The 7234-nt window shown below is 40.2% G+C and carries 8 protein-coding genes; 1 reads left to right on the plus strand and 7 read right to left on the minus strand.

The window, feature by feature from the left end; genetic code table 11:
• The coding region (locus V7137_RS18375) for a stalk domain-containing protein (protein WP_335699419.1) at positions 1–268 on the minus strand (268 nt) is incomplete at its 3' end.
• A 70-nt stretch (positions 269–338) separates the two neighbouring features.
• Positions 339–1139 (minus strand): RDD family protein, encoded by an 801-nt coding sequence (locus V7137_RS18380; protein WP_335699420.1) that lies wholly within the window; start codon positions 1137–1139, stop codon positions 339–341.
• A gap of 110 nt (positions 1140–1249) precedes the next feature.
• On the opposite strand from V7137_RS18380, the gene V7137_RS18385 reads away from it, so the two are divergent.
• On the plus strand, positions 1250–2215 hold the full coding sequence (locus tag V7137_RS18385; RefSeq protein ID WP_335699421.1) for a stage II sporulation protein M: 966 nt from the start codon (positions 1250–1252) through the stop codon (positions 2213–2215).
• On the opposite strand, the gene V7137_RS18390 is transcribed toward V7137_RS18385, so the two are convergent.
• Genes V7137_RS18390 through V7137_RS18410 form a run of 5 tightly spaced genes read right to left on the minus strand, consistent with a single transcriptional unit; the run spans position 2200 to position 7160 of the window.
• Positions 2200–3558, minus strand: a complete 1359-nt coding sequence (locus V7137_RS18390; protein WP_335699422.1) for a DUF58 domain-containing protein — start codon at positions 3556–3558, stop codon at positions 2200–2202. The genes V7137_RS18385 and V7137_RS18390 overlap by 16 nt on opposite strands.
• The gene (locus tag V7137_RS18395) at positions 3509–4438 is read right to left on the minus strand and encodes an AAA family ATPase (RefSeq protein ID WP_335699423.1); all 930 of its coding nucleotides are present in this window, start codon (positions 4436–4438) and stop codon (positions 3509–3511) included. The genes V7137_RS18390 and V7137_RS18395 overlap by 50 nt, the downstream gene beginning before the upstream one ends.
• Positions 4435–5559 (minus strand): DUF4350 domain-containing protein, encoded by a 1125-nt coding sequence (locus V7137_RS18400; protein ID WP_335699424.1) that lies wholly within the window; start codon positions 5557–5559, stop codon positions 4435–4437. The genes V7137_RS18395 and V7137_RS18400 overlap by 4 nt, the downstream gene beginning before the upstream one ends.
• Positions 5556–6191, minus strand: coding sequence for a DUF4129 domain-containing protein (locus V7137_RS18405; RefSeq protein WP_335699425.1), 636 nt, complete (start codon positions 6189–6191; stop codon positions 5556–5558). Before V7137_RS18405 ends, V7137_RS18400 begins: the two co-directional genes overlap by 4 nt.
• 54 nt (positions 6192–6245) lie before the next feature.
• On the minus strand, positions 6246–7160 hold the full coding sequence (locus tag V7137_RS18410; protein ID WP_335699426.1) for a hypothetical protein: 915 nt from the start codon (positions 7158–7160) through the stop codon (positions 6246–6248).
• Between the last annotated feature and the right edge of the window lie 74 nt (positions 7161–7234).

Consider the following 7234-nt stretch of genomic DNA (forward strand, 5'->3'; position numbering starts at 1 on the left):
TAGAATCTTGGTCGTTCATAATAACCTGAGTTTCACCAACAATCACTTCGAATGAAAAATTGTTAGTCCTAACTGTTGCATGTGTGTTCGTTTCGTTTATGTTTACATATGCCCCGCTGCTTTCAAATACTTCTTTTAATGGTACTAATAACTTTGTATTTATATTGATTGCTTTCGTAGCAATGATTTTACCATTCACTTTTAAAGAAACTGGGGTGTTCCTCTTTAAATCATCACCAGCAGCATTTCCTATTACCTCTTTACTCATGTTTATACACCTCTATCGTATTTGTTCAATCCAATTTACTATACCACAGCTGTCACCTATTCATTATTCCTTACAGTTCAAACTCCCATTCCTCACAAAGGACTAAATAAAGGACAAGAAGGGTGTTTTCTAATTCTGTTGTCGTTTTCCCTGCTGGGTCTAGTCCAATTTTCGGAAATAGTAACTCGGCGATTTGTTCTGTAAGTTGATTTCTTTCGGCTAACGGGATTTGCAGAAAACGACTAACATATGTACTGACGAGTTTCCATTCCTTTTTTCCTAAGGATTTCAGCGTCCATTGATCAATCGTAAGATCATCAATGTGAAGACCTCTATTATTCATTTCTGCTTCGATTGGGGATTTCTTTTTCCGTTTTGCTTTGCGCTCATGGACGACAATCGTTCCTGCAACAAGATCGCCAAGCCGTTTGTGTTTCGAATGAAAAAAGATCATGATAATCCCGAGAAAGTATGCTGTCGGCAAGGAATCAATGATTCGCATTAGATTTCGAATAAAGCTAGAAAGCAATGTGATGCTATGACCATTCTCCTGAATGACTCGGATTCCCATTAACTTCTTCCCTAGCGTTCTTCCCCCCGAGAAAAATTCAAACGCAAAAAAGTAGCCCCCATTAACGACAAACAATCCAATAATCGTTATGGCGATAGGGAGTGAATTCTCAATCATAATAAATTCCATTTTCGACATTCCGTCCAGGACGAAAAAAAGCAGAATCACAGTCACAATGTTAAAGGCCATTAAGAGCAACTGATCAATGATAAAAGCGGCTGATCGGCTGCCTAAACCAGCGATTTGAAATTGAATCGAAACGAATTCTGGTGTTTTTATATCTAAATGATCTTCATGCATAAGCTTCCCCCGTCACATATTGATGATTTCTATTTCTATTTTTCTACAATATTACTATAATAAGGAGAATAAAGACTTATTATGCCAAGCCCACTAAAGTAGGTGTCAGAATGAATGTTAAACAATTTGTCAAAATGCATCGAGAAGAATGGAAACAGCTGGAACAGTTAATCAAAACCATGAGGCGTAGAAGTTCGATTACAGGTGATCGTATCACGCAATACCATCGACTCTATCAAAAAGCAGCCCAGAATCTCTCATACAGTCAAACCTATTTCCCCCAAGATGAAGTCACTCACTATTTGAACGGACTTGTCGCAAAATCACATAATCTTTTGTACAAAGACCAAGTATCAAGTTTCAAACAAATCCGTCATTTTTTTAGTCATACATTTATTGGGCTATTGTTAGAGCAATGGAAGTTTGTTTGGGTGGCAATGATTCTATTTCTGATCGGAGGACTAGGGAGTTTCCTATCAGTCATGAATGATCCATTGCATATCTATTCTATTCTCCCGGCAGAAATTGCCAAAGGGGTTGACCCAGACCAACTCGGGAAGGGCCATGGAGCCGTGGACTCCTCCCTCATGTCGGCTAGCATCATGACAAATAATATCAAAGTTGCCATCTTCGCATTTGCTGGAGGGATCACCTTTGGACTAGTTACAGTCTATTTAATGGTCTACAATGGCATCATTATTGGAGCGCTCGCGGCCCTGTTTTGGCATCACGGAAAATCGTATGATTTTTGGGCGTATATCGTTCCACATGGAATGATTGAACTGACAGCCATTTTTATTGCTGGCGGGGCTGGTCTTCTTATGGGCTATAAACTGTTTGTGCCGGGACCATATTCTCGAAGTTTCCAATTAAAGCAGCATGCAAAAAGATCCGTTCAACTTTTACTTGGAACCATCCCGTTGTTTGTCATTGCCGGGATCATTGAAGGCTTCATCACTCCGGCAGCTATTTCATTAGAAGCAAAGTACATCGTTGCTTTCTTAACCGTGATCGGGCTTATCCTTTATGTAGTGATTGGGAAGTTAAAACTCAGGCATTGCTATAAAAGATTTTGATTCATAATGTCAATATAATGAGAAACAGCGGTAATTGCCAATTTCTCCTCGCGGGCCTCAATCATGACGAGGCCTTGTTTTTCCCATTTGTTCTTTTCCCTTTTCTTAAATAGAAGTTGATGCTCGGCAATGCTTTTCCTCATCGCTGCTTGGACCGTATGCGGCTCCTCATTTACTCTTTTTAAAAGCGTCTGATCTTCAATCCCTATCATTAAAAATAAATGTCGTTGTCTAAGCCGTTTTAATAGGATAAGCGCACTCTCCTCATGAAGAAAGGTGCGCACATCACTAAATAATAACAACAGACTTCGTTTCTTTTGGACTATTTCAAGGTATTGCAACACAGCAGCGTAATTAGACTCAGCTGCATCCACTTTTAATGAATAAATAGCTTGTAGAATGGTCTGAAGGTGCGCCATTCCTTTGGCAGTCGGTACAAAGACTTTTATATCTTTTGAGAAGGCGAGAACAGAAACATAATCTCCCTTTTGGAGGGCGGCGGCAGTCACAGTCAGGGCTGCTTCTAACGCTTTTTCTAAGCGATTCCCCTCCGCCAGTTCTGCCCCCATCATTCTTCCACAATCAATTAAAATGGTAATATACTTTCCGTGCTCCGGTTCATATTCATTCGTCATCACTTCGTGGAGCTTGGCTGTTTGACGCCAGTTTATTTTACGAGGATCATCTCCAACTACATAGTTCCTAATCTTAGAAAATTCACCGACCCCGCTCCGTTGCCTGCGAATCTTAAACCCTTCGTACACCAAATATTTCTGTGCGTTTTCTAAATACTGTTTGGTTTCGGTTAAATCCGGAATGACTTTCACATCATCCCGTAATTCGACGGACACTTGCTTTTCCCACAATCCCAGCAAACCCGTATAGCGAAAATAAACCTTATTCATTGCGTACTTTCCTCGTACCATCGCAGTGGTTTGATAGGAAATTTTGACGACAGCCTGCTTTGGTATCGACCCTCTGATTGGAAACGGTCTTTTAAAGGACTGTGGCAAGTCATCCACCATTTGATATAAAAAAGGAAAGGAAGAGGTATTTTGAACCTCGATCGTTACCGGGTAAGGAATGCCTCTTTCCAATTCCGCTGTAATCGTTCGTTGAAAGGAGAAATGTTTTTTAGAGGGTGAAAAAAACAAGTCCAGAAGACTTACCAATAATAAAATAAGATTCGCGCTAAATACCAAAACCCATGAGATTTTCCATAACGTACTAATCCATAAAACAACGGAGAGCAAAAGATAAACCAGTAATAATCGTTTGGTTGGTAAAACCCCTTTATCTTGGAACAGGAACCGAGCCCACCAACTCTTCAATAATTTGGTCAACAGTCGCTCCCTCCAATTCTACATGCGGCGATAACTGAATACGATGTCGTAAGGCTGGTTTAGCGACCATTTTAATATCGTCAGGAGTTACGTAATCCCTGCCTGAAAGATAGGCCCACGCTTGCGCTGCCTTGCCAATCGAAATTCCAGCTCTCGTACTAGCCCCGTACCGGATCCCTTCTGCTTCACGTGTTTTCCTGACAATTTTCATCATGTAATCTAATACATTCTCGCTTATCGTGACTTTTTCAATTTTTCTTCTAATGGTTAAAAACTCGTCCATATCTAAGATGGCTGAAACAAGATTTTCTTCAAAGTTATTTTCAAGGACTTGTTTTAAGACATTTTTCTCTTCCTCAAAACTTGGAAATTCAATTCTAAGCTTAAAGAGGAAACGGTCCTGCTGTGCTTCTGGCAGTGGGTATGTCCCTTCGAATTCAATCGGATTTTGGGTAGCAACCACAAAAAACACCTCAGGCAATGGATAGGTTTCACCCTGGATAGTCACCTGTTTTTCTTCCATTGCTTCTAACAGGGCAGCCTGTGTCTTTGCAGGGGTCCGGTTAATTTCATCTGCTAACAGGATATTTGTAAAAATCGGCCCCTTTAGCGTTTGAAAGGTACTCTCCTTCATATTGTAAATTGTGCTTCCAGTGATATCACTTGGCAATAAGTCGGGTGTAAATTGAATCCGGTTGAAGGTTCCTCCTAAGAGATTTGCAAGTGTACGTACCATCTGTGTTTTACCAGTACCAGGCACACCTTCTAAGAGGACATGCCCCCCAGCTAAAATAGCAGATATTAATAGTTTAAGATTTAGGCTCTGCCCTAAAATACGCTCTTCATATTTGTCCAAAAAGGATGTTAATTCTGATTTCATTCTTCAACCTCTCTCCTTAATTGCTCGAGCTTTTTCGACCATAATAGGTATTCCTGTTTTGAGATGGTATCTTTTTCAAGGATGTTAACCAATCCAGATAAAAAAGTGCTAATTTCACTAGCGTTCAACCGAGTCCACTTTCTCTCAAAATAGCTAGACAGATCCTGCCATTCTCTGTGATATGGCATCTGCCATCGTTCTTGAAGAAGCAGCTTGACATAATCTGCTTGGATGATGATGGAATCATGATATCGTCTACCACGTAGGTACCAGGCAGCTAGTGCCTTCACTCCCTCATCGCTGAATCGAACCGACTCTTCCCGTGGGACAAAAATAGGTCCAAAACGCTTTCCCTTCATCCAAAGCCAGAGAATCATTAATAGGATCGCCTGAAACACAAGAAGTAAAAACCACATTGGGTACACTTCCCAAACCGAAGCTGCATTCTCTCCGTCATGAATGTATTCATCAAACAGGATGGTGTTTGTTTTTTCTTGATTTAGTAAATATAGAAGAAGCGGTAAATGATTCTTCTCCAAGAGGCTGCCATTGGTCATCCACTCAGGAGCGATGGCTACCAATAAATGCCCCTTCCCAAATGATTGTTCAACCGCAATCGGACCAGCCTTGTCAGATAATAATATCCTATCTCCGTTTTTAGGGCGCAAACGGATGTTTGATTGAATTTGTGCACGATAGGATGTCCGGTTTTCGGTATAAACCTTGAACGATTCTTTTCCGTCCGTGCCACTCGTTTTGATATCAAACATACCTTGAGGATTGCTTTGCAACAATAAGATGGTGTTCCCAGCTTTCATATAATGGATATAAGCCTGCATCTCTTCTTTTTCAATGGTAATAGAAGGTTCGACCATAATCAGCAATTCGTGGTCTGATGTATCTGACAGTAAATCTGGTGAGTGCCTCCAAATCTTCCCTTCCTTTTCCTTATTTACATATGTATAAAATGCCTTTACACCCGTTGGTGCAGGTGACTCGGTAACATAGTCAGGATAACTCTGCGGCCTTGGTGAAGAACCTAAATAACTGAAAACCGAAAATAAACTAAGCAGGATGGTCAACCCTACCCATGCCCGAAGTTTGGAAAGAGATTTCATCATATATTCTCCTCCCTCCTATCGCCAAGGACCTTCCATACTTGAAGATGAAACTGCAAATATTCTTCTTTCATTACGGTGCGTTCCCCATAGGTCACTTCTTCAAAAAATTGAGCAAACTGAAAAAATTGTTCTGCTTTGTGCTGATCTACTTTCCTTAGTTCATCATAATAATCCCAATTTGTTTTCCAAATCCTCGCCTCAAGCAATCCTTTTTCATGGAAGGAAAGGAGCATCGCTAAAAACAGATGGCGAGTAGATAATCTATACGCTTCTAAACTCTCCTGTTTATTTGCCTCTTCAAGATGTCTTTGTGACGTCAAATTCATTTCTTTCTTCGATTGGAGCGGTTTTTGGTTGTGCAGGGTCCTATTTCGTCTCGTATTTCGAATCAGAAAAAAAGTCGATATTCCTAAAAGGCTAATAACAATTACAATGACTGCAATAAGGATGGGACCTGACGCGCTGCTTGCTGAATCAATGGCAGGAAACAATTTTTCCAACTGCGCGGCAATCCATTCTTTTGCTTGGTCCCACCAGGTAGCAAGGAACCCCTTAGATTCGTAATAAACTCTATATTCTTTCGTTTTTAAAATTTCTTCAAGGTCACCCTGTGCCTTGTCTGTTTCGAACATAATCATCACCTAACATAATAGGTTATTTATCACAGCTCTTTTCAAAAACATATATTAAACCGTTTTAAATTCTTCTATCATTTCTTTCAAATCATCCGCATCATGTCTTGTTTTGGCATCCAGATACATCACCCCATAGCCGACAGAGAAAATCATGGTCGTAACTAAGGTGACAAGGTTGGAAATCAATGTTAACAACACACTATTGCCTAATACCATTCCAAATGTCATTTGAACCCCAAAGCTGATACTTGAAATAATAAAATAAAATACGATATAAAGTCCCATTAATACCCATGTACGTTTCCTTGTTAATCGCCAGCTTCTTCCTAATCCAGGAGAAACCCTATCAAGGACAACCGAACCAAAATAAAAACTCCAGCGCGTTAAAAGCAGCCCTACAAGAACGGCAAAGCCTAGGAACAGGACAACACCTAATAGAATTCCTACGATTGGATTCACGGTCGTCGCAACGACACCGCCTGTAACACCGACGATTGCAAGTGGCACAATGATGATCCCCAGACTAATAAGCCCAAATAAAATACTGCTCCCCATGATTGGCCAAAATCGTGAAAAGGCTTGTTTAATGACCGAACCCACGGTATATTCTTCATTACGTCGAACATGATTGAGTGTAAAGAGGATGGCTGCCTCTGCAATTGGTGCCAAAAAAGCACTTACTATACCAATGATGATTAAACCTATGTCAGCTCCCAAACTGCTTGAATCGAAAGTTCCTGTCTCCTCGAAACTCGTCAGAATTTGCTCAAACCACGCTCCACCGCTGCCAACTTCTCTAAAAAAGCTTGTTCCAGAACTAAGTTGCAGGATTGCTTGAACCAAGTAAACTGGACCCATGAAAATCAATAAAATCATGAATAAGTCCTTAAAGCGATTTTTAGTTAATTGAAAGGTGTGATCGAGTATTTCTCCAAATCCTTTAGGGGTAGAAAACTTTTTATCCAACGTTGTAATCCTCCTATAATAATTATCAATATGACCTATTTTAACATTATTCAAATATATTTAGTGTAAAATGT

The sequence above is a fragment of the Neobacillus drentensis genome (assembly GCF_036962765.1).
In the GTDB taxonomy this organism is placed as follows: domain Bacteria; phylum Bacillota; class Bacilli; order Bacillales; family Cytobacillaceae; genus Neobacillus; species Neobacillus drentensis_C.